This window comes from Brucella tritici, assembly GCF_902825325.1.
In the GTDB taxonomy this organism is placed as follows: Bacteria; Pseudomonadota; Alphaproteobacteria; order Rhizobiales; family Rhizobiaceae; genus Brucella.
Map to the genome: position 1 here is coordinate 407,421 of NZ_CADEAR010000002.1, position 25,540 is coordinate 432,960.

Genomic DNA, 25,540 nt, shown 5'->3' on the forward strand with positions numbered 1-25,540 from the left:
ATTCAGCCCGTTACCTTCGATGTTGCTAACTAAATATGCCGGAATCGCGTTTACGGTCGGCAAGCAGTGAATGTGGCAGCGAGGGTGAATGTTCGATCGTCTTCTGGATTTTTTAAAAGAACTCCCGGCCAGCGGTTTTCGTGACCGGAATGAAAAATTCTCCAATGACGATCCACGACTGGCTGCCGCTGCACTGCTTTATCACATCATGGATGCCGATGGTGAAACGCGTGAAAGCGAGCGTAAAAAGCTCTCTTCAATGCTGTCGCAGAAATACGGGCTGAAGGGCGATAGCCTGAAACGGCTGATCCTTGCCGCGGAAAAAGCCGATCAGGAAGCGATAGATTTATCGGATTTCACATCGGTTCTGAAGCGACAGCTTGACTATCAGGCACGTCTCGACCTGATCGGCCTGATGTGGGAAATGGTCTATGCCGATGGCAAGGTGAGCGAAGTCGAGGCCGACGTGATGTGGCGCGTGGCGGAACTCGTCGGCATCCGGCAGGATGACCGGAATGCCATTCAGGAGCGCATGGACAAGGCGAACCGTAGCACATCCGCTTCCTGATGACCTCCTATAGCTCGAACGATCAGACTCGTCCTTGCAAGTGACGGGCCTTGCGCAATTGCGGGAACATGGCCGCCCAAGCGACCGCAACGGCGATTGATCCCAATCCGCCAATGACGACGGCCGGAACAGCGCCGATGGCTGCGGCCATCAGACCGGCACGGAATTCGCCAAGCTCGTTCGATGCTCCGACAAAGACCATGTTGACGGCATTGACGCGACCGCGCACGTGATCAGGCGTCCAAAGCTGCATCAGCGTTTCGCGGATATAGACGCTGATCATGTCAGCCGCACCCGCAAATGCCAGGGCAACAACGGACAGCCAAGTCAGTGTCGAGACGCCGAAAATAATATTGAAGAGGCCGAAGAGGCCAACGAAGATGAACATCACGCGGCCTGCATGGTCGCGGATCGGATGTCCGGCAAGCCAGACGGCAGTCAGGACAGCCCCGATGCCTGGAGCTGAGCGCAGCAGCCCAAGCCCCCAAGGGCCGAGATCGAGAATGTCTCGCGCATAGATTGGCAGCAGAGCCACCGTTCCGCCGAGGAGCACGGCGAAAAGGTCGAGTGAAATCGCGCCGAGGACAATCTTTTCCTTCCAGATGTAGCGGAAGCCAGCCAGCATGCTCGTCAGCGAGCGCTGCTCGGTAAGCGTGTGCTGTTTGGGCTTTGGAATGGAGAAGATCAGGAAGGAGCCGATCAGCAGGAACAGCGTCGCGATGGAATAGGCCGCGACCGGAGAAATGCCATAGAGCAGGCCACCTGCAACCGGTCCCACGATTGTCGCTACCTGCCATGCCGATGAATTCCATGAAACGGCGTTCGCGAAATCCTCCGTGGGTACAAGATTGACGACCAGCGATGCGGAAGATGGGCCGAGAAACGCGCGTGCGACACCAAAAAGAGTTAGTGCTGCAAAGACGGTCAAGGGCTCGAACAGACCTGCAAGGGTCAGGCAGAGCAACAACGCCGTCACCACGCTTTCCAGAATGAGCGACAGGCCCATGATGAAGCGCCTGCCGAACCGGTCGGCAGCAGCGCCGGTTACCAGAACCAGCAACAGGGCCGGCAGGAATTGCACCAGTCCGACCATGCCCAGATTGAAGGCGTCACGGGTGAGATCATAGATCTGCCAGCCCACCGACACACTCACGATTTGCACCGCAAATGCGCTCAGGAAACGGGCGCCCCAGTATTTTTTGAAGGCAGAGTGCCGGAATGCTGCGTAACGATCTGCAGAAGAAGCATCAGTGGAGGGGGACATTGCTCATAACATCTAAAGCATTTCCAGCAAAAGTGCGAAGCGGCTTTGCTTGGGATAATGCGCAACAACAAGAAGATAGATGTTACTTACAGCATCCTTCCCATGATCGGAACCACTTTTTGTGAACGGTTTTGTGAAGTGCTGTATCAGACAGTGACGGTACAGCTTCACAAACAAAAAAGGCCGGTTCAAACCGGCCTTTCATTGCTGTCGTTCTGGATCAGTCCTTGCCGAGCAGGCCTTTCCAGATAATCGCGCCGATAGCCGCTCCGACAAGCGGTGCGACCCAGAACAGCCAGAGTTGGCTGAGTGCTGCCGTGTCGGCGAAGAGAGCGACGCCGGTCGAACGGGCCGGGTTGACCGATGTATTGGTGACCGGAATCGAAATCAGATGGATCAGGGTCAGGCCGAGACCGATGGCAATCGGGGCAAAGCCAGCCGGAGCCAGCGACGAGGTAGAGCCCAGAATGATGATGAGGAAGAAGGCCGTCAAGATTATCTCGATGAGCAGGCCCGCCATCATGCTGTAGCCGCCCGGCGAAAGTTCGCCATAGCCGTTCGAAGCGAGACCACCGGCGGAGAAGCCTTCCTTGCCTGATGCGATGAGGAAGAGCACGGCTGCAGCTGCAATGGCGCCCAGAACCTGTGCAACCCAGTATGGGATCAGGTCTTTGGCCGGAAGGCGACCAGCTACCATGAGGCCCAAGGAAACGGCGGGGTTGAAATGACCGCCGGAAATGCCGCCTACAGCATAGGCCATGGTAAGGACAGTCAAACCGAAGGCGAGGGCGACGCCGAGAAAGCCGATGCCCAGTTCAGGGAAGGCTGCGGCGAGAATTGCGCTGCCGCAACCGCCGAAAACAAGCCAGAATGTTCCGAAAAATTCAGCCGACAATTTGTTCAGCATGGAAGTCCCCAGGGTTGGTGTAGTGAATATGTCATATGCGAATCATATAGCAAGAAGCATATAATCGTCTTTTTCTTCGGACAATCATGTTTAACTTTATTGACGGTTTTTGTTCTCTGTGGATTTTTCCTGTCATTTCAGTAAATAAAAAAGCTATTCTTCATATATTCGATATTGCTTTTATATCTCTTCTAAATTGGTTCCTGGTGGACAGTAAGAATTGGCCGGTCGGACCTTTTAAAGCCGTCGATCCCGCTCAGCCATATTGCGGAGCAGGGTGGCGGCACGTTATAAGCGCAGATGTCGAACGGGCGACGCTGGCTGATACAAGAGTGTTTAGCCGGGATTTCGCGGGGCAGATTGGAGTTGTCAGCCTTGAACACTCATCGTGGGACGAAAACGCAAAGGCTCGTTTTGGAGGCCGTCAAAGTCGTTCCGATTGTTGCAGCCTTGTCCGGCTGCACGGCGACTGCATGGACCGAAAAGGTGAAGATCGACAGCACGCCAATGCCGACGGAATGCGCGGGCTGGGAGAAGATCGATCTTAAGCAGCGCACGACATTGGTCCTTTTGCGCGAGGACCCGCGCCTTGTGGTCGAGATCGACTCGCACAATCTCAAGGGGCGTAACCTCGGTTGCTGGCAGTAGCCGGACCGCTTCAGGCCGGGGCGGCCAGTCGCACATCGACTTTCTCGATGGTGCCGCGCAGCGCAGGAAGCATTGTTTCGAAGTCGATATGTGCACCTGGTTTCAGCATTGCTTCTCCTGGAGCCAGGCGCCGTTCGCGCTTGCTGCCGTCGCTGTAGGTGATCATGACGATCAACGGCGGCGTGGCGCGTTCTTCGGATGTGGTGTTCCGTATGCGTCCACCGACACTGAGAACATCGCCTTTATCATGTACTCCAACGCTGGTTTTGAGATCGGTTAGCTGAAGTGCCGAAATGAGTGGCAGGGTCGGCTGCCTGACGGAAGGAGGCTTGTCGGCAAGCAGTGTATATCCGCCCGCTATCCAGAAGGCGGTCGTCGCGCAAAGAGCGACGAAAACCCAATAGCCGAAACCGGGCCATCCGCTGGGGAGACTTGTTTCGGACATAAGCTTTCTTGGCGCAAACGGCTTCTGCGGAATGCTGTGTGATAAGGATTCTGGCCACGGCGAGGCCGGGACAATGGTTTCGAATTCAGCATCCTCGACCGGTCCGACATCGGAAGTAAACCATGCTGCGCGATGATTTTCGCGCAAAGGCACGCGCGACATCTGCGCTTTCGATGGTTGTTTCGCCATCATGCCGTCATCTTCCTTTGCGTTTTTCGCCCTTCGACTGGTGCCACACACTGGCTCATAATGGTTAATGCTTCATGGCCGCAGCCACGTTCACGCATTTTTTAAGGCTCACGCGGGCTGAATTAACGCAACATTAACCATAGAGGATAAAGGTCGATCTGATATCGATGTCATCCGTGCGCCCCTCAGCGCGCGGACAATTGAAGAGAAACAGCCCGGTGATACGTTTCGAGAATGTCGGCCTGCGATATGGAATGGGTCCTGAGATCCTGCGCGATGTCAGTTTCCATATTCCGCCGCGTTCATTCCAGTTTCTGACCGGCCCGTCGGGGGCAGGGAAAACCTCGCTCATGCGCCTTCTCTTCATGGCGCTGAAGCCGACGCGCGGCCTTATCAATATTTTTGGCAAGGATGTTGCGCGGCTCAATCATGCGGAAATTCCGCTTCTGCGCCGCCGCATTGGCATTGTGTTTCAGGATTTTCGCCTGCTCGACCATATGACCACCTATGAGAATGTGGCGCTGCCGCTGCGTGTGCGCGGAAAGGAAGAGGCAACCTACCGTCACGAAGTGGAGGAGCTTCTGCATTGGGTTGGGCTCGGCGACCGAATGAATGTGCTGCCGCCGGTCCTTTCGGGCGGTGAGAAGCAGCGCGCAGCCATTGCTCGCGCGCTCATCGATCAGCCGGAACTGCTTCTGGCTGACGAACCGACCGGCAATGTCGATCCGCCGCTTGCGAAGCGTCTCCTGCGCCTTTTCACGGAGCTGAACCGTTCAGGCACGGCTGTGATTATCGCGACCCACGACCTTTCCCTGATGGAGCAGGTCGATGCGCGGCGCATGATCCTCGAACATGGGCGGCTCGACATCTATGATTGATGCAAGGAACACCTGGCAACGCGCATTGGATGATATGCGGGTCCGTTTCGAAGACCTTCAGGACATGCTGCTCGTTCGCATAGGCAAGCGTCGGAAGCGTCAGGGACCGAGTCCCATTGTGCCCGACGGCAGCGTGACAGGCACCGCGCTCGTTATCGTGATCGCCATCATGACCTTTCTAGCATGTCTGACGATGGGCGGTGTGACGCTCGTTCGCGCCTCGGCTGCTGCCTGGCAGAGCCAGATCGCGCGCGAAGCCACGATCCAGATCCGGCCGGTCGACGGGCAGGACATGGAAAAGGCTCTGGCTCAGGCGAGCGAGATCGCGCGCGGCTTTGCCGGCGTCAAAGGCACCAGCATCATCGACAAGGATGCGACAGCGCGCTTGCTCGAACCGTGGCTCGGCAGTGGCCTCAATATCGATGAACTGCCCGTACCGCGTCTTGTCGTTGTCACGATCGACGAGAATGCTCCGCCTGACTTTGAAACCATGCGTGCTGAAATTACACGTGCCATTCCGGCGGCTAGCTTTGACGATCATCGCACCTGGGTCGACAGGCTTGTCTCCATGGCTCACACGACGGTGCTGGTTGGAACTGCCGTTCTCTCGCTCGTGATTGCTGCGACGGTTTTGACCGTGATCTTTGCCACACGCGGCGCAATGTCAGGCAACGGCCATATTATCGAGGTGCTGCATTTTATCGGCGCTGAATCGAAATTCGTGGCACGTGAGTTCGAATGGCACTTCTTCCGCACCGCATTGAAGGGCGCGCTATGCGGCGGAGCGGCGGCAATGTTCGTATTTCTGATCTTCTCGTGGTGGGCATCGAGCCATATGGCGACCCCCGAAGGCGACCAGGCTGCTGCCATGTTCGGTAATTTCGCCATCGGGCGCAGCGGCTACATCGGAGCTGCCGTCATCATTATTCTGGTCAGTTTCCTCACCATGCTGACCAGCCGCCTGACGGTGATCCGCCAGCTTGCAACCATGGATGGTCCGGGAGTGCGCTCCGAATGAAGACCTTTTCCGATACAGGCGCTTTCAGGACAAGATTTTCGCCCGCTTCTCCGACTTCTCGCCGCAATGCTGGCTATGATGGAAGAAGAGATGGTACGCGAATCCCGCAAGCGCTATCGGGCGGGCACCGGTCGAGTGACGATGCAGTGGCACAGAGGCAGACAGCAAACGGGCTTTCTACGGGGGATGTGGTCTGGCGCCGCAATCGGAGCGGCGTTTCCCTGCAGTCCTTTACAGTTGCGTCCGGTAATTTCTTATGGTCTGTCATGATGCGCATGTTCAGACGTTTCCAACCCGTTTCCATCGTTCTCTTTGTTATTCTTCTGGCGTTTCTCGTCGGCTTCGTCGCGTTTGGTGAAAAAGTCACCAGCATGCAACCTCCGGCTATCGAGGAGCCTGCCGATGCGATCATCGTTCTGACTGGTGGACAGTCAAGAATCCAGGCGGCCGTCGATCTTTTGAAAGACAAACGAGGGAAGCGGCTTCTGATCAGCGGTGTTCATCCGGCGACCAATGAAAAGGCGCTGCAGCGCGCGACCCATGCAGATCAGAGCCTCTTCGATTGCTGTGTTGATCTTGACCGGTCGGCACTCAATACCATCGGCAATGCGACCGAAAGCGAACGCTGGATTCGTACCAACAATTATCGCCGCGTGATCCTGGTCACCAATAACTACCATATTCCGCGCAGCACCTTGGAAATGTCCTATCGCATGAAGGATGTGGAATTCATTCCCTATCCGGTCGTGAATGGGGAGCGACGCGAACATAGCTGGGTTGCCGAAAGTGACACATTGCGCGTGCTCTTCATCGAATATGTGAAATATCTGGGCGCTGCTGTCCGTGTGGGTGCGACCGAACTGTTTGGAACGCAGTCAGGGCAAAATGCAACGACCGAGAGCTGATCTGGCCGCAGAATTGCGATTTCCTTATGGAAATGGCCGATCTTCCTGATATATCGGTGCCGTCACTTTCTGCAGAAAGTCCAGAATTCGCGCGTGATCGTTTACCGCCAGCCGGGAGCGAAAATGCTTTAGCCAGGGTCTCCACCGACTGATGCTTCTCTATCTGCGCTCAATCTTGTTCAATGCGGCGTTCTATATCTGCACACTTGTTCAGATGATCGTCTATACACCCTTTTATTTCTTGTTGCCCCGCAAGAAGGCGTGGATCGTGCCGAAGCTGTGGGCAAGGGTCAATCTCTGGCTCCAGAAGCATATCGCCGGGACCGACTATGTGGTCGAAGGATTGGAGAACATTCCCGAAGGCGCCTATATCTGCGCGCCAAAGCACCAGTCTGCCTGGGATACCTATGCTTTCCTTCCCTATCTTGACGATCCCGTGCTGATCCTGAAGCGGGAACTGATGCGCATTCCGCTTTTCGGCTGGTATATCGCGAAGATGCAGATGATCCCGGTGGACCGCGGTTCCCGCGTCAAGGCGCTGCATTCGATCACCAAGGGAGCGGAAAAGGCGATTGCGGAAGGCCGCCAGATTCTGATCTATCCGGAAGGAACGCGCCGGGCGCCGGGTGCTCCACCGCACTATAAATATGGCATCGTTCATCTCTATGAGGCGCTCAATCTGCCGGTTTTGCCGATTGCGCACAATGCAGGCCTTTACTGGCCGCGCCGCAAATTCCTCCGTTATCCCGGAATCATTCGCGCCCGTATTCTGCCGCCAATTCCGGCAGGGCTTCCGAAGGAAGAATTCCTGAAGCGACTTATCGAATCCACCGAAACGGCCTGTGACGAATTTCTGGTCGCCGCCAGCCGCGATCCCAATCCACCACCCATGCCACCGACCGCCGTTCAAAGACTGAACGAGCTCGGCGCCTAACCCTCACAACATGTTAACGGCCTGATCACGTTCAATTGCGTTGCGAGAACGACAATTCGCCGCGTTTTCTAGAACTTTCGTTTTTCTTGCGTGCAACCATGAAACCCGTTATCAGAGCCCGACACGAAAGGACACATCATGAATATTGATGCCATCTCCATCGGCTCCAATCCTCCTGAAGACGTCAACGTCATCATTGAAGTGCCTGTCGGCGGCCAGCCGATCAAGTACGAGATGGACAAGAAGGCCGGCGCCCTCATCGTCGACCGCTTCCTCTACACGCCAATGACCTATCCGGGCAATTACGGTTTCGTGCCGCATACGCTTTCGGAAGATGGCGACCCGATTGACGTTCTCGTCTGCAACACCCGTCCGCTGGTTCCTGGCTGCGTGATCAACGTTCGCCCGATCGGCGTTCTGGTCATGGAAGACAATTCCGGCAAGGATGAAAAGATCATCGCCGTTCCGTCGCCGCACCTGACGCGCCGCTACGAGAAGATCCACGATTATACCGATATGCCGGAGATCACTCTGAAGCAGATCGCGCACTTCTTCGAGCACTACAAGGATCTGGAACCCGGCAAGTGGGTCAAGATCGGTGACTGGGGTGACGAGGATTACGCACGCAAGTTCATCGTGGAAGCTATCGAACGCGCCAAGGGCAAGTAAGCGACAGCTTTTCGATCCGTCTAAAACAAAAGCGCCCGGCAATGTCCGGGCGCTTTTGTTTTCGGGCTTGCGAGTGATGCGCTTAGAGCATAATCCGGCCGGAGTGAAACGAGGATCGATAAGATTATGCTTGAAATATAATAACTTAGAGCGCCGATCTGATCCAATCAGATCGAAACGCGCTCTAAAGGAAAAGCGGCAGCAGCGTCGTCCACATGAACTGACGGATGAAGAAGATGATCAGCAACAGGATGATCGGCGAAATATCGATGCCGCCGAGATTGGGCAAGATATTGCGGATCGGGCGCAGAACAGGCTCTGTCACCTTGTAGAGAAACTCACCGATTGATGCCACGAAACGGTTGCCGGAATTGACGACATTGAACGCATAGAGCCACGAGAAAATGGCACTCGCGATAATAATATAGGTGTAAATATCGAGCGCCAAATCAATGGTGCGGAACAATGCGATCATGGAGGCCTCCTTGGCGATTGGCCGAGATGTAGCGGTTGCATCGGGCGAGAACAAGGGCTGAGCGCTTGAGCGCTGGAATTTTTGAGAAGCGCAGCAAGTGCTTTCAGTCGCCCGAACCGTCGAATTGTCGTTGAGTATTGTGGTGAATGAGATTGTTGACGTGCTCCAGCCAGTGGTCACGGACGCGCATACTGCGCAAATGCTGAAGCGTGTTGGTGACATAATCCACATTAGCACCGGAATCGCCGCGGGCGGATGCGACAATGGCTGCGGCTTCCTCGGCTTTCAGCGAGCCTGCATATTGCAGGTGGCGGCGGTCGGCCACATAGGTGACGGCGTCAACATCGCGTCCATCGGCAAGACGCAAGCGAAGATGTTTTTCATGATAGACTTGGTTCGACATTTCACGTTCGCGCAGATAGGTCATCACTTCGCCGGTCATATCTCCGGGCACGCGAAAAGCAATACCGAGACACGAACCACCGGCATCTAGCCCCAGAACCAGCCCCGGTTGATCGGGAGTTCCTCGATGAACATGCGAGTAAATGCACAGGCTGCGCCTGTAGCCGTAAAGGCGCGCGCGCATGGTCTCCACATGCGCAAAACCCGGCCGCCACATCAGCGAGCCGTAGCCGAAAACCCAGAAATCGTTCATTCGCCTATCATCGGGGAGTGTGGTCATGAGAGTATCCATAATGGTTCAGTGAACGCCGATTTCCACCGGTAATCAACGGATATCCCTCGATTTTTCTTCTCTATCGCTTCACAAGGCACATTCCTGCCATAATATGGCCAACAGTCGGGAGGAGCAAAACATATCGGGGTTGGATATTTGGTCTGAACCCGGAGTGAGGCTCTTCGAAACAACCGTCTGATTAATGTAAGGCTTTTGAAATGGCGCACACTGGAATGAACGCACCGAAAGCCAGAAAGCGCCCCATAGCGCTCATCATTATTCTCGTTGTCTTGATCGCTGGCTATACGGCGGGCTGGTTCTATATTGCAAACAGGCTTGAGGCGCGCGCCGAGGCTGACATGGCCAAGCTTGCTGCCCAGGGTGTTGGCGTGAAATGCGAAGATCTGCGCATGGGCGGCTATCCGCTGCGCGTCAATGTCGTTTGCGACAGCATTTCCTGGCAGCGGCCTTCCGAGGGTATGTCTTTCCGCGCCGGACGTTTCACTTCGGGTTCTCCGGTCTATGCGCCACGTTCACTCTCGAACGAACTGACAGGTCCGGCCTTTATTGAGTTTCCGGGGCTGGAGCCGCTGGAAGTCAACTGGAGCAAGTTTACCTCCAATACCCGGCTGGCGCGTCCGTTCCCGACCGAAATCGAGTTGGCTGCACGTGAGGTCGCGGTTGGCCTTCGCACCGAAACTACGAAGACGGAGCCGCTCAGCACGCTCGAGCAGATGGATTTCCGCATGAGCCAAGCGGACGGAACCTTGAAGATCAATGGCCGCTTTGCTGGATTGAAGCTTGCCAAGGCAGTGATCGGTAGTGCCACCAGCCCTGAAATCGACGGCGTCGCGGATATTGATGTGGCAGATGCTGCGACACTGCTTGCAAGGAGCGAAACCCCTTTCCATCAACGTCTGCGCGGACATTCCGGTACGATCAATCAGGCTTTCCTGTCCATGCCCAATGGAGCCATGGTTTCTGTTGCAGGGCCGTTTTCGGTCGGTGTCGACGGGCTCGTCAATGCTGATGTGAAACTGACGCTCGTTAATCCGCAATCGCTGGCGCAGGTGGGGCAGACAGTGTTTCCCGAGCAGGGTGGCAATATCGCCACCGTTTTGTTTGCTCTCTCGGCTATGCCGAAAGACGAAAACGGCAATCCCGTTATGGAGATCGCCGTTCGCAAAGGTAAAGTCAGCGCCGGATTTATTCCGCTCGGACGGTTGCCTGCTCTTTAAGAGAGTAGGCGAATAAGGCAGTAAGGGAGTAGGACACTATGTTTGCGGCCCTATCCGTTCCTTACTTTTCGCTCGTGCGCGTCGCAGCCTGACGGCCGAAGTCCGGTGCATCTACTTCCTGACCGGCATCGATGATACCGCGCCGAACAGCGCGCGTGCGGGTGAACAGATCAAATAGCGCTTCACCATCACCCCAACGTATTGAGCGTTGCAGCGAGGCTAGGTCTTCCGAAAAACGCCCAAGCATTTCGAGGATAGCATCCTTGTTGTGCAGGCATACGTCACGCCACATTGTCGGATCGGACGCGGCCAGACGCGTGAAGTCACGGAAACCGGAAGCCGAATACTTGATGACTTCCGATTTGGTGACCTGTTCCAGATCGCTGGCCGTGCCGACAATGTTATAGGCAATGATGTGCGGCAGATGCGAGACGATAGCCAAAACCAGATCGTGGTGCTGCGGGTCCATGCGGTCGAGCCGCGAGCCGCAGGCGACCCAGAAGTCGCTCAGCTTTTCCAGTGCCGCTTCATTTGTATCGGGCAGGGGGGTCAGGATGCACCAGCGATTCGTGAAGAGTTCTGCAAAGCCAGCGTCGGGACCGGAATACTCAGTGCCCGCCAAAGGGTGGCCGGGAATGAAATGTACATTGTCCGGCAGTTCTGGCTGCATCTGCGCAATCACCGAAGCCTTGGTGGAGCCGACATCCGTAATTATGGCACCGGGTTTGAGATTTGTCGCGATCTGCCGCGCTACCGTGCCTGACGAGCCGACGGGAACTGAAACGATAACCAGATCGGCATCCTTGACAGCCTCAGCGCTATCGGTGGTGTAGCTGTCACCGAGTGCCAGTTCTTCGGCGCGTTTCAGCGTTTCACCGCTGCGTGTGGCAATGGCGATGTGATCTGCGAGCTTTTCGCGCCGAATAACGCGGGCCAGCGATGAACCGATAAGGCCGATGCCAATCAGGGCGATCTTGTCGAAATGGACCGTGGACATTGTTCTACTTCAAAAATTCAGTCAGGGCGGCGACAACGCCACGATTGGCTTCTTCCGGTCCGACCGTCATGCGCAAGGCATTGGGGAAACCGTAGCCGCCGACGCGACGCAGGATATAGCCGCGCTTGGAAAGCCATTCGTCGGCCTTATCCGCCGAGTGCGCGGCATTGTCTGGAAAATGGATCAGCAGGAAATTCGTGACTGACGGCGTTACCCGCAGGCCGAGCTTGGTGAACTCGTCGGCCAGCCAGCCAAGCCACTTGTCATTGTAAGTGATCGACTTTTCGACATGGGCGCGGTCACGGATCGCAGCTGCGCCAGCGGCAATGGCGGCCGAGTTCATGTTGAACGGCCCGCGTATGCGGTTGAGCGCATCGACCACGTGCAGCGGTGCATACATCCAGCCGATACGCAGGCCCGGTAGCCCGTGGATTTTCGAGAAGGTGCGCGTCATGACAACGTTCTCGTTGGACGAAACGAGTTCGAGACCGGATTCATAGTCATTGCGACGGACATATTCGGCATAAGCCGCATCAAGAACCAGAAGCACGTGCTTCGGCAGTCCGGCGTGAAGGCGACGGACTTCCTCGAAAGGCAGATAGGTCCCAGTCGGATTGGCCGGATTGGCAATGAAGACGATCTTTGTGCGCGGCGACAGGCCGGCCAGAATGGCATCCACGTCGATACGCTCATTCTTCTCTTTCACCGTAACTGGTGCGGCGCCGGCGCCCAACGTCTGGATCTTGTAGACGGCAAAACCATGCTCCGTGATGATGGCTTCGTCGCCTGGAGCAAGATAAGTCTGGCATATCAGGCCAAGCAGTTCGTCGGAGCCGTTGCCGCACAGGATATTGGCCATATTGAGCCCCTGTGTTTCCGCAATCGCCTCGCGCAACGCCAGCGCCTGCCCATCTGGATAAAGCTCCAGTTTTTCACCTGCGTGTCGATAGGCTTCGACAGCATGCGGACTTGGACCAATAGGCGTTTCGTTGGAGGAGAGTTTATAGACCTTGGCAACGCCCTCCACATGTTCCTTGCCGGGCACATAGGCTGCGATGTCGAGCAGGCCTGCCTTGGGCTGGGGACGGGTAAGGTTCTGCGTATCGGTCATGATTTTGGCTCCGCCAAAAGGTCAATGTTAAAACTACGGTGGCGGCATATCCCGCCATTGCGTTCAAGTCGAGAAAAACCTTGTTCGATAGTACGTGCCGACTGCAGCAACTGTACGTTTTTACAGGCGATGATGCGCACGTATCCTAATTCTTTCGGTCTGACTTGTTGCTTTGCACAGGTACTTTCCGCAATCCACCAACGGGTGTGCCTTGCGGTGCGAGAACCGGAACGAAGACGCGGCGCGACGAACGCTGGGCGACAGGCAATCCCTGATATAGCCGCTTCTGTGCCTCCACCACCAGAACGCCTGAAAAGACTGGCCACAACCGTCGCCCCATGCCTTCGAGAGCAAGACATGGCCGCATCATCCATCGCCGCGTGGCGGGCGGAAAATGCAGGGCGTCGCTCACCGTGCTGACGGTGAAATTCGCCTCACGCAATAGGGTCGTTAGCTGCGTCCGGCTGTAAGGCCGTCCGCTGCCGAAAGGTGTATGTTCGAAGCGGGCCCATACGCCGCGGCGGTTGGGCACCACAATGACGAGTCGTCCATTTGGCGCGAGGACGCGCCACATCTCCTTCAGCGTTTCGGTCGGGTTTTCTGCATATTCCAGCGCATGGACCATAAGCACGCGATCAATCGAGGAATCGGGCAGCGGCAGTTCCTCATCGAAAACGAGCGCTGTTGCTGTTTTTTCTACCGAAGGCCAGGCGACGGCTCCCTGACCAGCCGGCATGAAGGCGAATGTGCGCTCTGTATCGGCACTGAAACGGTCGAGATAGGGCAGGCTGTAGCCCATGCCGACAAGCCGCTCTCCCGGCACATGCCCCCAAAGACCCGCCAATGCCATGCGGATCGCGCGCTCCGCGAGATGGCCCAGTGTCGTGTCGTAAAATGATCGCAGTTCGATGATGTCTGGATGCATGCAGGTCACGCTATATGAAATCTCGACGCTGGGAAATGGAGAAGCCGGAGCATCTTCATCCGGTGGGGTGCAATTTCCTCAAACCGTGCTATAGAGCGTGCCTTTCCGGCACCTTTGATGGGCGCCGAAGTCTGCGCGAAAGCGAACGATCAGGAGAAGCAGCAGATGCCCGAAGTCGGTGGCAAGACAATCGAAGTTCTCTTTAGTCCGGATGAGATCGCCGGTCGCAATCTCGAGCTCGCCAAGGCCATTGCTGAACACAAGTTTCACAATCTGCTGACAATTTCGATCCTGAAGGGCTCCTTCATCTTTGCAGCCGACCTCATCCGCGCGATGCACGATGCAGGTGTGGAACCCGATGTCGAATTCATCACCGTTTCAAGCTACGGCAAGGGAACGACAAGCACGGAAGTTCGTCTGCTGCGCGATATCGACAGCGATGTGCGTGACCGTGATGTGCTTCTGATCGACGATATTCTGGAATCCGGAAAGACGTTGAAGTTCGTTCGCGAACTCATGCTGGAACGGGGCGCACGGAGCGTCAGCATTGCTGTTCTTCTCGACAAGAGCGTGCGCCGCAAGGTCGATCTTGATGCCGATTTCGTGGCTTTCGAATGCCCCGACTATTTTGTCGTCGGCTATGGCATGGACGTCGGGCATGCCTTCCGCCAGTTGCCTTATGTTGGTCGGGTGATGGAATAAGAGCCTGTTTCAAAAGTCGTCCTGTGTGGCTGCAAATGGCGATTTGCCTGCGTTCCGGTGCTCATGTAGCTTTCTTTGGCGCATAGTCCCGAAAAGTCTGCAACTTTTCGGGACTATGCTCGGACGTACATTGCGCTCCAGTACTCGAAAATCACCATTTTCGCGCACACATGCCGCTTTTTGATTCAGCCTCAAAGGTTCTGCGGCCTGTTTCTCAATCGAACTTCAACAGACGCTGCAGATATTCCTTTTCCATCTGCGGCGTCAGCGCATTGCCGAGCTTGCGGCGGATTTCGTCGAGAATTTCGCGCGCACGCTGAATATCTATTTCACCTGGAATCTTGACGTCATCGTTGAGGCCGCTGTCGCCGGTACCTTGCTGGCGACCAAGGGGATCCCTTCCGCGACTGCCATTGGCGCCACTTTGCCCTTGACCTTGCTGGCCCATGGCCTGCTGCATTTTCTGCATCATGTCGCGCCCGCCACGACGTAGCGCATCGAGCGCGCTACCCTGCTGGTCGCTTGCTTCTGCGCCTTCGCTGCGGCCGAGCGCATCAGTGGCATTGCCCATTGATTTTCCGGCATCCGAAAAATCCTTGCCGGGTTCAATGCCCATGCCCTTCAGGTCGTCCATCAGTTTTTGCAGATCGGACTGAAGGTCCTTCTGTTGTTGTTGCAGCTTGCGCATGGCTTCGGCCATATCAGGAGGAATATCGCCTTTCCCGCTTTGACCGTTATCAGCTTCACCGCCCGGCTGTCCGCCGCCCATGGAACCGTCATCGCCGGGGAACAGGTTGTCGTCGAACTCGCCTTCACCATCGCTGCCGCCGAACTGACGCTGCATTTTCTGATCGAGATCGAAAGTTTCGTTCATCGTCTTTTGCTGGCGCTGCATCAGTTCGCCGAGCTTGTTCATCTGCTGCTGCATCTGGTTCTGCTGGCCTTGCCCCTGACCTTGCTGGCCCTGCTGTGTCTGCCCCATCTGGAGATTGTTCATCAGGTTCTGCAATTGCGACAACAACTGTTCAGCCTGATCCCGCGAGCCCTGACGTGCCAGATTTTCGATCTGGTCCATCATGCGCTGCAGGTCTTTTTCCGTCAGCATTCGCGCATTGGGGTCTGGTGCGGTGCGGCGTGCATTCGGGTTCTGCTGCTGGCGCTGGGCAAATTCCCGCAGGAAGTCTTGCATTGCCTTGCGCAGTTCTGCCGAAAGCTTTTCGATTTCCTCTTGCGATGCACCGTTCTGCAGAGCGTTTCTTAGGGCTTCCTGTGCCTGCCGCAGGCGCTTTTCGGCAGCTGACAGGTTTCCGTCGTCGATACCAAGCGCGACCTGCCACATATAATCCGCCGCATCGCGTAAGGCGTCATCACTCCTGGCGAGACGGAGGCGCGTGCCAATCGTGACCAAACCCAGATAATGAGCTGCATTCTTGATGGTTTCTTCCGGGCGAAGCGTGATTGCCGACAGCATGTCGAGCACATGGTCGCGTTGCGTGGCATCGAGCGCGAGGATACGGCGCTGCTCGGCAACGGCGCGGGCGAGCGGATTGCTGAAAGGACGCTCTGGCAAGGTAATGATCTTGGTTTCGCTGCGACCGATTTGTCCGGCGGCGTCGGTTACAACCAGCGTGAGCGCAATTTTTTCGCCCGCCCAAGGATGTTCGGACAGGTCCTTCGACGTCGTAGCGTCCTTTACGCCGCGGCGGGGCAATGCAAGAGGCAGTTCCGGCGCATCGTAAAGCGGTGCGGCCTCTTCATCCTCATCATTGTTGAGTGGGATAATCTCACCCTCGGCTTTTACGGGCGCGTAGTCGTCCTCGATCTGATAGGAAAGCTGCAATGTGCCGTTCAGCGCATGCCCGGGTTCCTTTGTGAAGTGGATCGTCGGCGGGTTGTCCGGCGTGACGGCAAATTTCCAGCGAGCATCGGTGCCCGAAAGCGCCAATGTCTCGTCCTGCTGCAAATCGTAACGGAAATTGCGGCTTCCATCGACGACGGCCTGTTCTGCAGGCTCTTTTCGGTCATCCTTTGCGCTTACCGGCTGCACGTCGCGGCGCTCGCCCTTCACATCGGTCGCAGTCAGGCGTTCAGAACCGCCACCGATCACGCGGACCGACAGAATGCTGCCCTGCGGTACGTTGATTGCGGCTTGTTCACTGTCGCTCGCCGTAGCCAGGAAGACCGGAGCACGGCCGGTATAGCGCGGCGGCGTCACCCATGCATCAATGCGGGCAATGGCACTGTCATCACTTGGGCGGATATGAAAGGCATCGGCAATACGGCCGCTGTTCGGGCTGATGCTGTAGGCGAAGGCAGTCACGAAGAGCAGGGCAACCACTGCACGAATGCCGAAGGGGTCATGTTCGGGAACGCGTGTATAGGGCAGGCCGGATTGCAGGTTCTTAAGCCGGTTTGCCATGCGGCGCTGATGTTCCCGCCACAAGGCGACGGCGAAAGGATCGTGTTCTCCGGTTGCCATATGGCCCGTCTGGACGGCAAGCGGTTCGTGAACCAAACCGTTGATCGCCTCAATGCGGCTTGTGATGTCACTTTCTGTCGGAGGGCGAAATCGGAACGGCAGATAAAGCGCAATAAGACCGGCAAGACCAAATAGCGCCAGCACGCCGATATGAAGCCATCGCGGCATCATGCCGAACAAGCCGAACCAGCTCAGGCTGAAAAACAGGCCGACAAGAAGGACCAGCGGCAATATCAGCAGCCAGAAGCGCTCGAAGCTGATTGATAGAAAGGCGCGGAGACGGAGCCGACGCAGAGCATCGCCTTCCCCGGAAAAGAGCCGCAGGAAGGCATCCCGCGCGGGGCGCGGCCCGTCTTTCCTGTCGTTGCTACGATCCGTCATTTGGGCTTTCTGGCGTGTATCGCGTTTTCATCTGGCAACAGGATAACACGCATCATGGCAAAGGCGAGGCTTTGCCATGATAATTGTATGCATGGGTTTTATAGCCACTCCGGCACGGAATCGAGCGCCAGCAATTCTTCGTAGGTACGGCGCGGGCGTACGACATGATAGCGATCATCGTCGATCAGCACCTCGGGAATGAGTAGGCGGCTGTTGTAGGTACTGGATAAAACCGCACCATATGCGCCCGTCGTACAGACGGCGATAAGGTCGCCCGGAGCAGGTTTTGCCACTTCCCGGTCGAGGCCGAGATAATCGCCGGTTTCACAGACCGGGCCGACAAAATCGGCGCGGATGCGTGGCGCATCATCCTTCGGCAGGGTTACGGGCTTAATGTCGTGGAATGCATCGTAAAGTGTGGGACGAATCAGGTCGTTCATCGCCGCATCCACAATGACGAAGTTCTTGGCGTCGCCTTCCTTGACGAAGATCACTTCCGTTACCAGAAGTCCGGCATTGCCGACGATCAGGCGGCCCGGCTCGAACACGGTTTTCAAGCCGAGCGGCTTGATGTGTTTTGCAACGATTTCCGCGTAAGCGACGGGTAGCGGCGGCGGCGTATTGTCAGTACGGTAAGGAATGCCGAGCCCCCCGCCAACATCGACGTGGCGGATGTTGTGACCGTCGGCCTGCAGTTCCTTGACCAGTTGCGCCATCAGAGCAAAGGCATCGTCGAACGGTTCGAGATCGATGATCTGGCTGCCGATATGCATATCGATGCCGACCACGTCGAGACCGGGCAGGCTTGCCGCGCGGGCATAGGCCTCGCGCGCCTTGACGCGGGGAATGCCGAACTTGTTTTCGGATTTGCCGGTAGAAATCTTGGCATGTGTTTTCGCATCCACATCGGGATTGATGCGCAGCGATACGGATGCGACCTTGCCCGCCTTGACGGCACGAGCAGAAAGAATTTCCAGTTCCGGCTCGGATTCAACGTTGAAACAATAGATACCTGCTTCCAGCGCGAAGTCCATTTCGTGTGGGGTCTTGCCGACGCCTGAAAAGACGATCTTATTGGCCGGGATGCCCGCAGCAAGTGCCCGGCGGATCTCACCTTCCGAGACGGTGTCGGCACCGGCGCCAAGCTTCGCCAGCGTTTTCAGCACGGCCTGGTTGGAATTGGCCTTCAGCGCGTAGGTCACCAGCGTTTCCATACCGGCGAAGGCTTCGCTGAACACCCGGAAATGACGTTCGATGGTCGCGCGGGAATAGACGTAGAAAGGTGTACCAACAGCCTGAGCGATTTCAGGCAGGCTGACATTTTCGGCGTGAAGAACGCCGTTGCGATATTCGAAATGGTTCACGGGAAGGCCCTGCAGCAGAAACTTACAACAGCTTGTCGAGGATGATAGGCTTGTCTTCCTTCGGTTTCGGCTTGGTGTGTCCCTGATCGTCGGTGATCAGCGACGATGGCGGCGGCTCCAACGGGCCCTTACGACCGCAAGCAGCGAGCATGGCCGCAAGCGCGGCGATCAGAAGCACGGAAGAAATGGCGGAGCGGCCTGTCATCAGCTTTGGTTCCCGAAACGTATAATCTTGCGATAGGTCTAACTCATAATGCTCGAAAGTGGAATCATCAGTTCGGCAGATGATTCCACATGACGTCATGTTGATAGCTTATCAGGCCTTGGTGATGCGCTTTTTCCAGTAACGGATCTGGCGGCGAACTTCCTGCGGGGCTGTCCCGCCGAAGGATTGACGGCTCTTCACCGATTTCTCAACCGTGAGATAACCGAAGATCGCATCAGTGATGCCCGGATGGATCGATTGTAGCTCTTCCAGCGAGAGCTTGGCCAGATCGACCTTGCGGCTTTCGGCCAGCGCCACGGCGCGACCGGTGACGTGATGCGCCTCGCGGAAGGGTAGGCCCAGTTCGCGCACCAGCCAGTCGGCCAGATCGGTCGCGGTGGAATAGCCCGAACCTGCGGCCTTCTTCATGGACGCTACATTGATGGTCAGGTCGCGCACCATGCCAGCCATGGCGGCGATGGCGAGTTCCAGATTTTCGGCGGCGTCGAAGACCTGTTCCTTGTCTTCCTGCATGTCCTTGGAATAGGCGAGCGGTAGACCCTTCATGATGGTCAGAAGGGCGACCAGCGAGCCGTTGATGCGGCCAGTCTTGGCGCGCACCAGTTCGGCGGCATCCGGGTTCTTCTTCTGCGGCATGATCGAGGAGCCGGTGGAGAAGGCGTCGGAAAGCCGCACGAAATTGAACTGCGGGGTCGACCAGATGACGATTTCCTCGGCAAGGCGCGAAAGATGCCCGGCGCAGATAGCGGCGAGCGACAGGAATTCCAGCGCATAGTCGCGGTCGGAAACGCTGTCGAGCGAATTGCGGGTCGGTTCGCGGAAGCCGAGTGCCTTGGCCGTCATGTGACGGTCGATCGGAAAGCCGGTGCCTGCAAGGGCTGCCGCGCCCAGCGGCGATTCGTCCATGCGTTCAATCGCATCACGCACGCGCGACAGATCGCGGCCGAACATTTCCACATAGGCCATGCAGTGATGACCGAAAGTGACGGGCTGTGCGGTCTGGAGATGGGTGAAGCCCGGCATCACGGTCGTGGCGTGTTCTTCCGCGCGTTCCAGAAAAGCCTCGATCAGGTTTTTCAGGGCGATGGCGGTCTTTTCCAGTTCCTGCTTGACCCAGAGGCGGAAATCGACGGCCACCTGATCATTGCGCGAGCGGGCAGTATGCAGGCGTCCGGCAGAAGGGCCGATCAGATCGGCCAGCCGCGCCTCGATATTCATGTGAATGTCTTCGAGCTTGCGCGAGAAGGTGAACTTGCCATCCTCGATCTCCTTGAGGATGGTTTTCAAACCCTGCTCGATCTGCTTGTGGTCGTCTGCCGTAATGATGCCCGTCTTTGCGAGCATGGCTGCATGGGCGAGTGAGCCTTGAATATCTTGCGCATAGAGCTTGCGGTCGAAGCCGATGGATGCATTGATCTCTTCCATGATCGCATCGGGTCCTGAGGCAAAACGGCCGCCCCACATCTGATTGCTTGATTTTTGTTCGCTCATGCTCATATGCCCCGAGTGACGATTTGGCCGGATAATAGAAAGAAGTGATGCGACATGGCAGAAGACAACGAAAAGGCGAAATCGGGAAATCGCAAGATCGTCCTTCTCGCAGCCCTTGCCGGTGTCATTGCCGGTATTGGGGCGGTATACGTGATGGAGCGCCCTTCTGGCAATGTGGTTACCCAGAATGTTTCGACGAATGTCTCTGCGGAAAACGATGAAGCTTCGGCTCAATGCGTGTTGAAGGCGGATAAGCTGAAGGCACTTGATGCAGCTGCGACTGGTGGTGTGGCTGCGATGCGTGCTGCCGAAAAGCCGATCTCAGTCTCGCATATTGCCTTTACGGGACCTGACGGCAAGCAGATGACGCTGGGCGATTTCAAGGGCAAGACACTGCTGGTTAATCTCTGGGCGACGTGGTGTGCGCCGTGCCGCGAGGAAATGCCCGCTCTCGACAAGCTGGAGGCCGAAAAAGGCGGAGCTGATTTCGAGGTCGTCGCGATCAACATCGACACTGGTTCGGATGACAAGCCCAAGGGCTTTCTGAACGAAATCGGCATCAAGAATCTGACCCTGCACCGAGATGCTTCCATGTCGAGCTTCAACGAGTTGAAGCGCAAGAACCTGGCCTTTGGCCTTCCGGTGACGCTGCTGGTCGACAAGGACGGGTGCCAGATTGCATCCATGAACGGTCCGGCGCCGTGGGACAGCCCGGAAGCTGCGAAACTGATCGACGCCGCTCAGAGACTCTAACACTCGACAAAATCGAGAATCAGTGGCTTGTTTTCTCTTCCAAAGAGGGAGTTGCCTATGAGCCTTGAAGTCTGGCTTGCATTTTCCGCCGCATCCATCGTGCTCCTGATTATTCCGGGGCCGACTGTTCTGCTCGTCGTTTCATACGCACTCGGTCAGGGCTGGAAAGCGGCTTTCCCGATGGCGATTGGCGTTGCGCTGGGGGATTTTACGGCTATGACGCTTTCCATGCTTGGTGTGGGTGCGTTGCTGGTCGCTTCGGCAACCGTGTTCACCGCCGTAAAATGGGCAGGTGCCGCCTATCTCATCTGGCTTGGCATAAAATTGTTTCGCGCTGGCGGAACACTTCATGCCAGTGCGCGGCACGACAAGGTGCATCCCGCAAGAATGCTGGTTCATGCCTGGCTGGTGACGGCACTCAATCCGAAAAGCATCACCTTCTTCGTTGCCTTTCTTCCGCAATTTCTGAGTCCGCACCGGGATTTTCTGACCCAGATGCTGGTTTTCGAAAGCACGTTCCTCGTGCTCGCTTTTCTTAACGCCTTTGCCTATGCGCTTCTGGCGACCCGGGCACGCCGCTTCTTCTCAAGCGAACGGGCGCTGCGCATTTTCAATCGGACGGGCGGGACATTGCTGATCGGTGCCGGTGTTGCCTCCGCCTCAATGCGATCAACCTGAGATGAAACCGGCGCGTTTCAGCCGGACGATGGCCAGATCAAGCGCCGAGAGGAATGCAGAACGGTCCTTGGGCGAAAAGGGAGCGGGTCCGCCTGTAACTTCGCCTGCAGAACGCAAACTATCCATCAGATTGCGCGTCGCAAGCGTATTGCCGATGGTGCTTTGGGTATGAACGCGCCCGTTTGGAGCGATCACCGAGGCGCCTTTTTCGAGCGAGCGGCTGGCCAAAGGGATATCGGCGGTAATCACGATTGCGCCCTGCCGTGAATTCTCGGCGATCCAGTCGTCGGCGGCGTCGAGCTTGTCCGATACGACAACCCGTTCAACACGTTCTGCATCGCGTGGGATGGCAATGAAACTGTTGGCCACCAGCACGACCGGCAGATTGTGTCGTTCCGCCACGCGATAGATTTCAGCTTTCACCGGGCAGGCGTCGGCATCGACGAGAATGCAGATGGTTTCAGGTTCGTTGTTCATGCCGCTTCATAAAATGCGGGCGGCTGTTTGGCAAATTCAACGCTGCGTTCAGTTTTATGAGATAGGCGTTAGTTGCGAACCGGTATAAGGCGAGCCGCGAAAGTGAGAGTTCTGCCATGGCTGCCCGTTTCTTCCCCATCATGTTTGTCCTGCTTTGGGCCACCGGTTTCATCGGTGCGGGGCTGTCCATGCCTTATGCGGAGCCGTTCACTTTCATGGCGGTGCGTTTTTCCATTGCGGCTGTCATCATGACGCTTTGGGCGCTGGCAAGCCGGAGCATCTGGCCGAAAGGCAATGTACTTCTTCATGCGGCGATTGCTGGATGTCTCATACATGGCGTCTATCTTTCAGCCTTGTTCTGGGCCGTTCACCACGGCCTGCCTGCGGGAATGTCCGGTCTAGTGGCGGGTCTTCAGCCGATGCTGACCACGCTGATTGCGGCCATTCTTCTGGGAGAACGGGCGAGCGGACGGCAATGGACAGGGCTTCTCATCGGTTTCATCGGTGTTGCGATGGTTGTATGGCCAAAGTTTTCGGCGGGCAGCGGCGTTGATCCGAAAAGCCTTGCGGCGGCTTTCTTGGCGGTAGTGGCGATCAGCACTGGCACCGTCTGGCAGAAGCGTTTCGGCACGGCTGGCGATCTCAAGGCCGGAACGGCGGTGCAATATATCGCTGCTGCCATTCTGACCTCTATCTGCGCCTTCGCCTTCGAAACACGTGTCATCATCTGGTCGCCATCACTGATTTTTGCGCTGGTCTGGCTGACGCTTGCCATCTCCATCGGCGCTATTCTGGCACTTCTTGTGATGATCCGCGAAGGCGCAATGTCGAAAGTCGCATCGCTGTTTTATCTGGTGCCCGGTACTGCCGCGGTCATGGCTTATCTGATTTTCGGTGAGACGCTATCGGCAATCCAGATCGCAGGCATGGTGGTGACGACGCTTGGCGTTGCGCTGACTACTTTACGCCGGGCATGATCCCGAAAAGCGGGAGCCGGTTTTCGGACCGGATCGTGCGTTGATGTTATGAGTTAAGTTCGGGTTGTTGTTCGCGCTTGCGAAAGATCATGATCGCAGCGTTTACTTCTGCACCGATGATGAAGATTGCTGACAGCATGTAGAGAAAGACAATCGCCACCATGATCGAGGCGAGGCCTGCATAGGTCGTCACATAGGTGGCAAAGGTTTCGAGATATTTTGCAAAGGCCATCGCGGCGGCAAGCCAGGCTATGAGTGTGATCAATATGCCGGGCAGGATATCACCGAGGCTGCGTCGTCCGGCTGGAAGCCAGATATGCACCATGAACAGTGCCAGGACCAGCACTGCCACCGCTACCGTGTAGCGCCAGAAGGCAATTGTGCCGGTGAACGGCGCAATATCTGGAAACCATTGTTCGGCAATACGCACGGCAAGCGGGGCCAGAACCAGCAGGAAGCTGATTGCCATCAGGCTCAATGTGCCGACCAGAACGAAGCCCAGGCTTTGCAGGCGGCAGAAAATGATCGAGCGCTGGTCGGTGACGCGATAGGCGCGGTTGAGCGCGATGCGCAACGCCTCGACACCATTCGAGGCAAAATAAGCCGCTGCAATCACGCTCAATGTCAGAAGTCCACTGCGCTGCACGGTCAGCACGTTCATCACTTCGTTGGCAATTGGGGCAGCGATATTCGATGGCCACATATCGAAGATAACATGTACTGCCGTATCGGCGAATTCCTTGGTGCCGAGAAAGCTCGCCAGTGTGGTAGCAAAGATGAGGAACGGAAACAGTGCCATCAGGCCGGAAAGCGCGATATGGCTGGCGAAAGCCCAGCCATCGTCGGAACTGAAATGACCAATGACGTCGTAGGTGATCTGACGGAGAAAACGTTTGATTTTTCGCATCCGCAGATTTGTCCCCTAAAGCCTTGGTCGGTATTCGATAGGTGTTCAGCCTGTGTTTCAAGGCCTTAAATCTAGCATCGGTCTGCGGATTGCAAGGGCGGGACCCGTTTTAAACCGGACCCGAATCAAGCAAGCTTGTTGAAATCGCAGCGGGAAACGAACCTATGGCTCCGGCACATTCCGGTCAGAATCGACAACGCAATATCATCATCACCGGCTGTTCCTCCGGTATAGGCGCCTATTGTACCGAAGCGCTTCATGAGCGTGGCTGGCGCGTATTTGCGACCGCCCGCAAGGATGCGGATATTGAGGCACTCAAGGCAAAGGGAATTGAAGCCCATTATCTCGACTATACGGAGCCGCAGTCGATCGCTGCCCTTGCCGATGAGGTGTTGCGGCGGACTGGCGGGACGCTCGATGCCCTGTTCAACAATGGTGCTTACGCGCAACCCGGCGCGATTGAGGACTTGCCGGTCGAAGCCTTGCGCCAGCAGTTCGACGCCAATTTCTTCGGCTGGCACGATCTTACCCGGCGCGTTGTTCCGGTCATGCGGCAGCAGGGATATGGGCGTATCGTGCATTGTTCGTCGATTCTGGGATTGGTTCCGATGAAATGGCGCGGCGCTTATGTGGCGTCGAAGTTCGCGCTTGAGGGGCTGATGCTTGCGCAGCGCATGGAGCTGGAAGGCTCTGGTATCGATGTGTCGTTGATCGAGCCTGGCCCAATTGCTTCGCGCTTTACCTATAATGCTGCCAGTCACGCCAGAGCCAATATCGATATGGAAGCTTCGGTGCATCGTGAGCTCTACCAGCGCCAGATGGCGAAATTAGAAAGTGGCGGTACAAAATCCAAGAACAAGCTTGGACCGGAAGCCGTCTATGCTGTACTGCTTCATGCATTGGAGGCGCCGCGTCCCCGTCCGCATTATGTGGTGACGAGACCGGCGAAACTTGGGTCACTGGCACGGCGCCTGATGCCTGCACGCTGGCTCTACCGGATGCTATCCGACCAGTCATGAGGTCAGGAACAGTGCGCATGGGAAGGAAATAAAATGGACGTTCTGTTCAAGGGCGCGGCAATGGTGGCCATGTTTGCTGTGGCCGTCGTTCTGATCATCGGTCTGCGCAACATGATGCGCGGCGGTGACGGCAATTTCTCGAACAAGATGATGCAGCTGCGCGTTTTCCTGCAGTTCATTGCGATTGTTCTGATCGTCGGCGCGATCTATTTCGCTCGCCAGAAAACCGGTCAGTAAAT

General features: G+C 56.5%; 28 protein-coding genes. 14 read left to right on the forward strand and 14 right to left on the reverse strand.

Annotated features, from left to right (window positions below; translation table 11 throughout):
• Positions 1–88: 88 nt before the first annotated feature.
• On the forward strand, positions 89–568 hold the full coding sequence (locus HWX93_RS04135) for a TerB family tellurite resistance protein (protein WP_176036588.1): 480 nt from the start codon (positions 89–91) through the stop codon (positions 566–568).
• A gap of 22 nt (positions 569–590) precedes the next feature.
• Here HWX93_RS04135 and HWX93_RS04140 read toward each other — a convergent pair whose 3' ends face one another.
• Together HWX93_RS04140 and aqpZ are read right to left on the reverse strand one after the other, a co-directional pair.
• The gene (locus HWX93_RS04140; protein WP_109988582.1) at positions 591–1,832 is read right to left on the reverse strand and encodes an MFS transporter; all 1,242 of its coding nucleotides are present in this window, start codon (positions 1,830–1,832) and stop codon (positions 591–593) included.
• A 220-nt stretch (positions 1,833–2,052) separates the two neighbouring features.
• On the reverse strand, positions 2,053–2,739 hold the full coding sequence (aqpZ, locus tag HWX93_RS04145; RefSeq protein WP_109988581.1) for an aquaporin Z: 687 nt from the start codon (positions 2,737–2,739) through the stop codon (positions 2,053–2,055).
• 375 nt (positions 2,740–3,114) lie between these two features.
• Here aqpZ and HWX93_RS04150 point away from each other — a divergent pair, with 375 nt between their 5' ends.
• A complete protein-coding gene (locus tag HWX93_RS04150) occupies positions 3,115–3,387 on the forward strand; it encodes a hypothetical protein (RefSeq protein ID WP_109988580.1) in 273 nt (90 codons plus the stop codon).
• Positions 3,388–3,397: 10 nt separating this feature from the next.
• Here the strand turns inward: HWX93_RS04150 and HWX93_RS04155 are convergent, their stop codons facing one another.
• On the reverse strand, positions 3,398–4,024 hold the full coding sequence (locus HWX93_RS04155; RefSeq protein WP_176036589.1) for a hypothetical protein: 627 nt from the start codon (positions 4,022–4,024) through the stop codon (positions 3,398–3,400).
• Between the two features lie 251 nt (positions 4,025–4,275).
• Between HWX93_RS04155 and ftsE the strand changes: the two genes are divergently transcribed.
• From ftsE to ppa, 5 genes are all read left to right on the forward strand, one after another.
• Positions 4,276–4,899, forward strand: coding sequence for a cell division ATP-binding protein FtsE (gene ftsE / locus HWX93_RS04160; protein ID WP_029375806.1), 624 nt, complete (start codon positions 4,276–4,278; stop codon positions 4,897–4,899).
• The gene (locus HWX93_RS04165; RefSeq protein ID WP_235969063.1) at positions 4,892–5,917 is read left to right on the forward strand and encodes a cell division protein FtsX; all 1,026 of its coding nucleotides are present in this window, start codon (positions 4,892–4,894) and stop codon (positions 5,915–5,917) included. Before ftsE ends, HWX93_RS04165 begins: the two co-directional genes overlap by 8 nt.
• Entirely contained in the window at positions 5,914–6,822 is a 909-nt protein-coding gene (locus HWX93_RS04170) for a YdcF family protein (protein ID WP_109988577.1), read from the forward strand. Before HWX93_RS04165 ends, HWX93_RS04170 begins: the two co-directional genes overlap by 4 nt.
• Before the next feature lie 151 nt (positions 6,823–6,973).
• Complete coding sequence (locus HWX93_RS04175; RefSeq protein WP_109988576.1) at positions 6,974–7,756, forward strand: lysophospholipid acyltransferase family protein; 783 nt, start codon at positions 6,974–6,976, stop codon at positions 7,754–7,756.
• Positions 7,757–7,894: 138 nt separating this feature from the next.
• A complete protein-coding gene (ppa, locus tag HWX93_RS04180) occupies positions 7,895–8,425 on the forward strand; it encodes an inorganic diphosphatase (protein WP_010657539.1) in 531 nt (176 codons plus the stop codon).
• A 184-nt stretch (positions 8,426–8,609) separates the two neighbouring features.
• On the opposite strand, the gene HWX93_RS04185 is transcribed toward ppa, so the two are convergent.
• Both HWX93_RS04185 and HWX93_RS04190 read right to left on the reverse strand, forming a co-directional pair.
• Entirely contained in the window at positions 8,610–8,900 is a 291-nt protein-coding gene (locus HWX93_RS04185) for a YggT family protein (protein WP_061344492.1), read from the reverse strand.
• Positions 8,901–9,003: 103 nt separating this feature from the next.
• Positions 9,004–9,582, reverse strand: coding sequence for a gamma-glutamylcyclotransferase (locus HWX93_RS04190; RefSeq protein ID WP_109988624.1), 579 nt, complete (start codon positions 9,580–9,582; stop codon positions 9,004–9,006).
• Positions 9,583–9,794: 212 nt separating this feature from the next.
• Here HWX93_RS04190 and HWX93_RS04195 point away from each other — a divergent pair, with 212 nt between their 5' ends.
• On the forward strand, positions 9,795–10,814 hold the full coding sequence (locus tag HWX93_RS04195; protein ID WP_176036591.1) for a DUF2125 domain-containing protein: 1,020 nt from the start codon (positions 9,795–9,797) through the stop codon (positions 10,812–10,814).
• Between the two features lie 61 nt (positions 10,815–10,875).
• On the opposite strand, the gene HWX93_RS04200 is transcribed toward HWX93_RS04195, so the two are convergent.
• The 3 genes from HWX93_RS04200 to HWX93_RS04210 all read right to left on the reverse strand — a co-directional run bounded on the left by HWX93_RS04200 (position 10,876) and on the right by HWX93_RS04210 (position 13,847).
• Entirely contained in the window at positions 10,876–11,811 is a 936-nt protein-coding gene (locus tag HWX93_RS04200) for a prephenate/arogenate dehydrogenase family protein (RefSeq protein ID WP_176036592.1), read from the reverse strand.
• 4 nt (positions 11,812–11,815) lie between these two features.
• On the reverse strand, positions 11,816–12,922 hold the full coding sequence (gene hisC, locus HWX93_RS04205; RefSeq protein WP_176036593.1) for a histidinol-phosphate transaminase: 1,107 nt from the start codon (positions 12,920–12,922) through the stop codon (positions 11,816–11,818).
• Between the two features lie 145 nt (positions 12,923–13,067).
• Positions 13,068–13,847: a class I SAM-dependent methyltransferase gene (locus tag HWX93_RS04210; RefSeq protein ID WP_109988572.1), complete on the reverse strand. Its 780-nt coding sequence runs from the start codon at positions 13,845–13,847 to the stop codon at positions 13,068–13,070.
• Between the two features lie 165 nt (positions 13,848–14,012).
• On the opposite strand from HWX93_RS04210, the gene hpt reads away from it, so the two are divergent.
• On the forward strand, positions 14,013–14,549 hold the full coding sequence (hpt, locus tag HWX93_RS04215) for a hypoxanthine phosphoribosyltransferase (protein WP_061345194.1): 537 nt from the start codon (positions 14,013–14,015) through the stop codon (positions 14,547–14,549).
• Positions 14,550–14,763: 214 nt separating this feature from the next.
• On the opposite strand, the gene HWX93_RS04220 is transcribed toward hpt, so the two are convergent.
• The 4 genes from HWX93_RS04220 to argH all read right to left on the reverse strand — a co-directional run bounded on the left by HWX93_RS04220 (position 14,764) and on the right by argH (position 20,490).
• A complete protein-coding gene (locus tag HWX93_RS04220; protein ID WP_176036594.1) occupies positions 14,764–17,409 on the reverse strand; it encodes a TIGR02302 family protein in 2,646 nt (881 codons plus the stop codon).
• A 98-nt stretch (positions 17,410–17,507) separates the two neighbouring features.
• Complete coding sequence (lysA, locus tag HWX93_RS04225; protein WP_176036595.1) at positions 17,508–18,773, reverse strand: diaminopimelate decarboxylase; 1,266 nt, start codon at positions 18,771–18,773, stop codon at positions 17,508–17,510.
• Positions 18,774–18,795: 22 nt separating this feature from the next.
• Positions 18,796–18,978 carry an LPS translocon maturation chaperone LptM gene (gene lptM / locus HWX93_RS04230; protein ID WP_109988569.1) on the reverse strand — a complete coding sequence of 61 codons (183 nt, stop codon included), beginning with the start codon at positions 18,976–18,978 and terminating at the stop codon, positions 18,796–18,798.
• Positions 18,979–19,089: 111 nt separating this feature from the next.
• Positions 19,090–20,490: an argininosuccinate lyase gene (gene argH / locus HWX93_RS04235; RefSeq protein ID WP_109988568.1), complete on the reverse strand. Its 1,401-nt coding sequence runs from the start codon at positions 20,488–20,490 to the stop codon at positions 19,090–19,092.
• A 54-nt stretch (positions 20,491–20,544) separates the two neighbouring features.
• On the opposite strand from argH, the gene tlpA reads away from it, so the two are divergent.
• Together tlpA and HWX93_RS04245 are read left to right on the forward strand one after the other, a co-directional pair.
• Positions 20,545–21,243: a thiol:disulfide interchange protein TlpA gene (tlpA, locus tag HWX93_RS04240; protein ID WP_109988567.1), complete on the forward strand. Its 699-nt coding sequence runs from the start codon at positions 20,545–20,547 to the stop codon at positions 21,241–21,243.
• A 57-nt stretch (positions 21,244–21,300) separates the two neighbouring features.
• A complete protein-coding gene (locus HWX93_RS04245; protein ID WP_109988566.1) occupies positions 21,301–21,921 on the forward strand; it encodes a LysE family translocator in 621 nt (206 codons plus the stop codon).
• Here HWX93_RS04245 and HWX93_RS04250 read toward each other — a convergent pair.
• Positions 21,913–22,398: a YaiI/YqxD family protein gene (locus HWX93_RS04250; RefSeq protein WP_109988565.1), complete on the reverse strand. Its 486-nt coding sequence runs from the start codon at positions 22,396–22,398 to the stop codon at positions 21,913–21,915. The two genes, HWX93_RS04245 and HWX93_RS04250, sit on opposite strands and share 9 nt — an antisense overlap.
• 116 nt (positions 22,399–22,514) lie before the next feature.
• Between HWX93_RS04250 and HWX93_RS04255 the strand changes: the two genes are divergently transcribed.
• Positions 22,515–23,375 (forward strand): DMT family transporter, encoded by an 861-nt coding sequence (locus HWX93_RS04255; RefSeq protein ID WP_109988564.1) that lies wholly within the window; start codon positions 22,515–22,517, stop codon positions 23,373–23,375.
• Positions 23,376–23,421: 46 nt separating this feature from the next.
• On the opposite strand, the gene HWX93_RS04260 is transcribed toward HWX93_RS04255, so the two are convergent.
• Positions 23,422–24,282, reverse strand: a complete 861-nt coding sequence (locus HWX93_RS04260) for a YihY/virulence factor BrkB family protein (RefSeq protein WP_176036596.1) — start codon at positions 24,280–24,282, stop codon at positions 23,422–23,424.
• Positions 24,283–24,446: 164 nt separating this feature from the next.
• Between HWX93_RS04260 and HWX93_RS04265 the strand changes: the two genes are divergently transcribed.
• Together HWX93_RS04265 and HWX93_RS04270 are read left to right on the forward strand one after the other, a co-directional pair.
• Entirely contained in the window at positions 24,447–25,301 is an 855-nt protein-coding gene (locus HWX93_RS04265; RefSeq protein ID WP_176036597.1) for an SDR family oxidoreductase, read from the forward strand.
• 33 nt (positions 25,302–25,334) lie between these two features.
• Positions 25,335–25,538, forward strand: a complete 204-nt coding sequence (locus HWX93_RS04270; RefSeq protein ID WP_010657522.1) for a twin transmembrane helix small protein — start codon at positions 25,335–25,337, stop codon at positions 25,536–25,538.
• Positions 25,539–25,540: the final 2 nt, after the last annotated feature.

What these genes read in the sequence shown, in the direction of transcription:
- HWX93_RS04135 (WP_176036588.1), top strand. Translation starts at nt 89, where the DNA reads ATGTTCGATCGTCTTCTGGATTTTTTAAAAGAACTCCCGGCCAGCGGT.
- HWX93_RS04140 (WP_109988582.1), bottom strand. Translation starts at nt 1,832, where the DNA reads ATGTCCCCCTCCACTGATGCTTCTTCTGCAGATCGTTACGCAGCATTC.
- aqpZ (WP_109988581.1), bottom strand. Translation starts at nt 2,739, where the DNA reads ATGCTGAACAAATTGTCGGCTGAATTTTTCGGAACATTCTGGCTTGTT.
- HWX93_RS04155 (WP_176036589.1), bottom strand. Translation starts at nt 4,024, where the DNA reads ATGATGGCGAAACAACCATCGAAAGCGCAGATGTCGCGCGTGCCTTTG.
- ftsE (WP_029375806.1), top strand. Translation starts at nt 4,276, where the DNA reads ATGGGTCCTGAGATCCTGCGCGATGTCAGTTTCCATATTCCGCCGCGT.
- HWX93_RS04165 (WP_235969063.1), top strand. Translation starts at nt 4,892, where the DNA reads ATGATTGATGCAAGGAACACCTGGCAACGCGCATTGGATGATATGCGG.
- HWX93_RS04170 (WP_109988577.1), top strand. Translation starts at nt 5,914, where the DNA reads ATGAAGACCTTTTCCGATACAGGCGCTTTCAGGACAAGATTTTCGCCC.
- HWX93_RS04175 (WP_109988576.1), top strand. Translation starts at nt 6,974, where the DNA reads ATGCTTCTCTATCTGCGCTCAATCTTGTTCAATGCGGCGTTCTATATC.
- ppa (WP_010657539.1), top strand. Translation starts at nt 7,895, where the DNA reads ATGAATATTGATGCCATCTCCATCGGCTCCAATCCTCCTGAAGACGTC.
- HWX93_RS04185 (WP_061344492.1), bottom strand. Translation starts at nt 8,900, where the DNA reads ATGATCGCATTGTTCCGCACCATTGATTTGGCGCTCGATATTTACACC.
- HWX93_RS04190 (WP_109988624.1), bottom strand. Translation starts at nt 9,582, where the DNA reads ATGACCACACTCCCCGATGATAGGCGAATGAACGATTTCTGGGTTTTC.
- HWX93_RS04195 (WP_176036591.1), top strand. Translation starts at nt 9,795, where the DNA reads ATGGCGCACACTGGAATGAACGCACCGAAAGCCAGAAAGCGCCCCATA.
- HWX93_RS04200 (WP_176036592.1), bottom strand. Translation starts at nt 11,811, where the DNA reads ATGTCCACGGTCCATTTCGACAAGATCGCCCTGATTGGCATCGGCCTT.
- hisC (WP_176036593.1), bottom strand. Translation starts at nt 12,922, where the DNA reads ATGACCGATACGCAGAACCTTACCCGTCCCCAGCCCAAGGCAGGCCTG.
- HWX93_RS04210 (WP_109988572.1), bottom strand. Translation starts at nt 13,847, where the DNA reads ATGCATCCAGACATCATCGAACTGCGATCATTTTACGACACGACACTG.
- hpt (WP_061345194.1), top strand. Translation starts at nt 14,013, where the DNA reads ATGCCCGAAGTCGGTGGCAAGACAATCGAAGTTCTCTTTAGTCCGGAT.
- HWX93_RS04220 (WP_176036594.1), bottom strand. Translation starts at nt 17,409, where the DNA reads ATGACGGATCGTAGCAACGACAGGAAAGACGGGCCGCGCCCCGCGCGG.
- lptM (WP_109988569.1), bottom strand. Translation starts at nt 18,978, where the DNA reads ATGACAGGCCGCTCCGCCATTTCTTCCGTGCTTCTGATCGCCGCGCTT.
- argH (WP_109988568.1), bottom strand. Translation starts at nt 20,490, where the DNA reads ATGAGCGAACAAAAATCAAGCAATCAGATGTGGGGCGGCCGTTTTGCC.
- tlpA (WP_109988567.1), top strand. Translation starts at nt 20,545, where the DNA reads ATGGCAGAAGACAACGAAAAGGCGAAATCGGGAAATCGCAAGATCGTC.
- HWX93_RS04245 (WP_109988566.1), top strand. Translation starts at nt 21,301, where the DNA reads ATGAGCCTTGAAGTCTGGCTTGCATTTTCCGCCGCATCCATCGTGCTC.
- HWX93_RS04250 (WP_109988565.1), bottom strand. Translation starts at nt 22,398, where the DNA reads ATGAACAACGAACCTGAAACCATCTGCATTCTCGTCGATGCCGACGCC.
- HWX93_RS04255 (WP_109988564.1), top strand. Translation starts at nt 22,515, where the DNA reads ATGGCTGCCCGTTTCTTCCCCATCATGTTTGTCCTGCTTTGGGCCACC.
- HWX93_RS04260 (WP_176036596.1), bottom strand. Translation starts at nt 24,282, where the DNA reads ATGCGAAAAATCAAACGTTTTCTCCGTCAGATCACCTACGACGTCATT.
- HWX93_RS04265 (WP_176036597.1), top strand. Translation starts at nt 24,447, where the DNA reads ATGGCTCCGGCACATTCCGGTCAGAATCGACAACGCAATATCATCATC.
- HWX93_RS04270 (WP_010657522.1), top strand. Translation starts at nt 25,335, where the DNA reads ATGGACGTTCTGTTCAAGGGCGCGGCAATGGTGGCCATGTTTGCTGTG.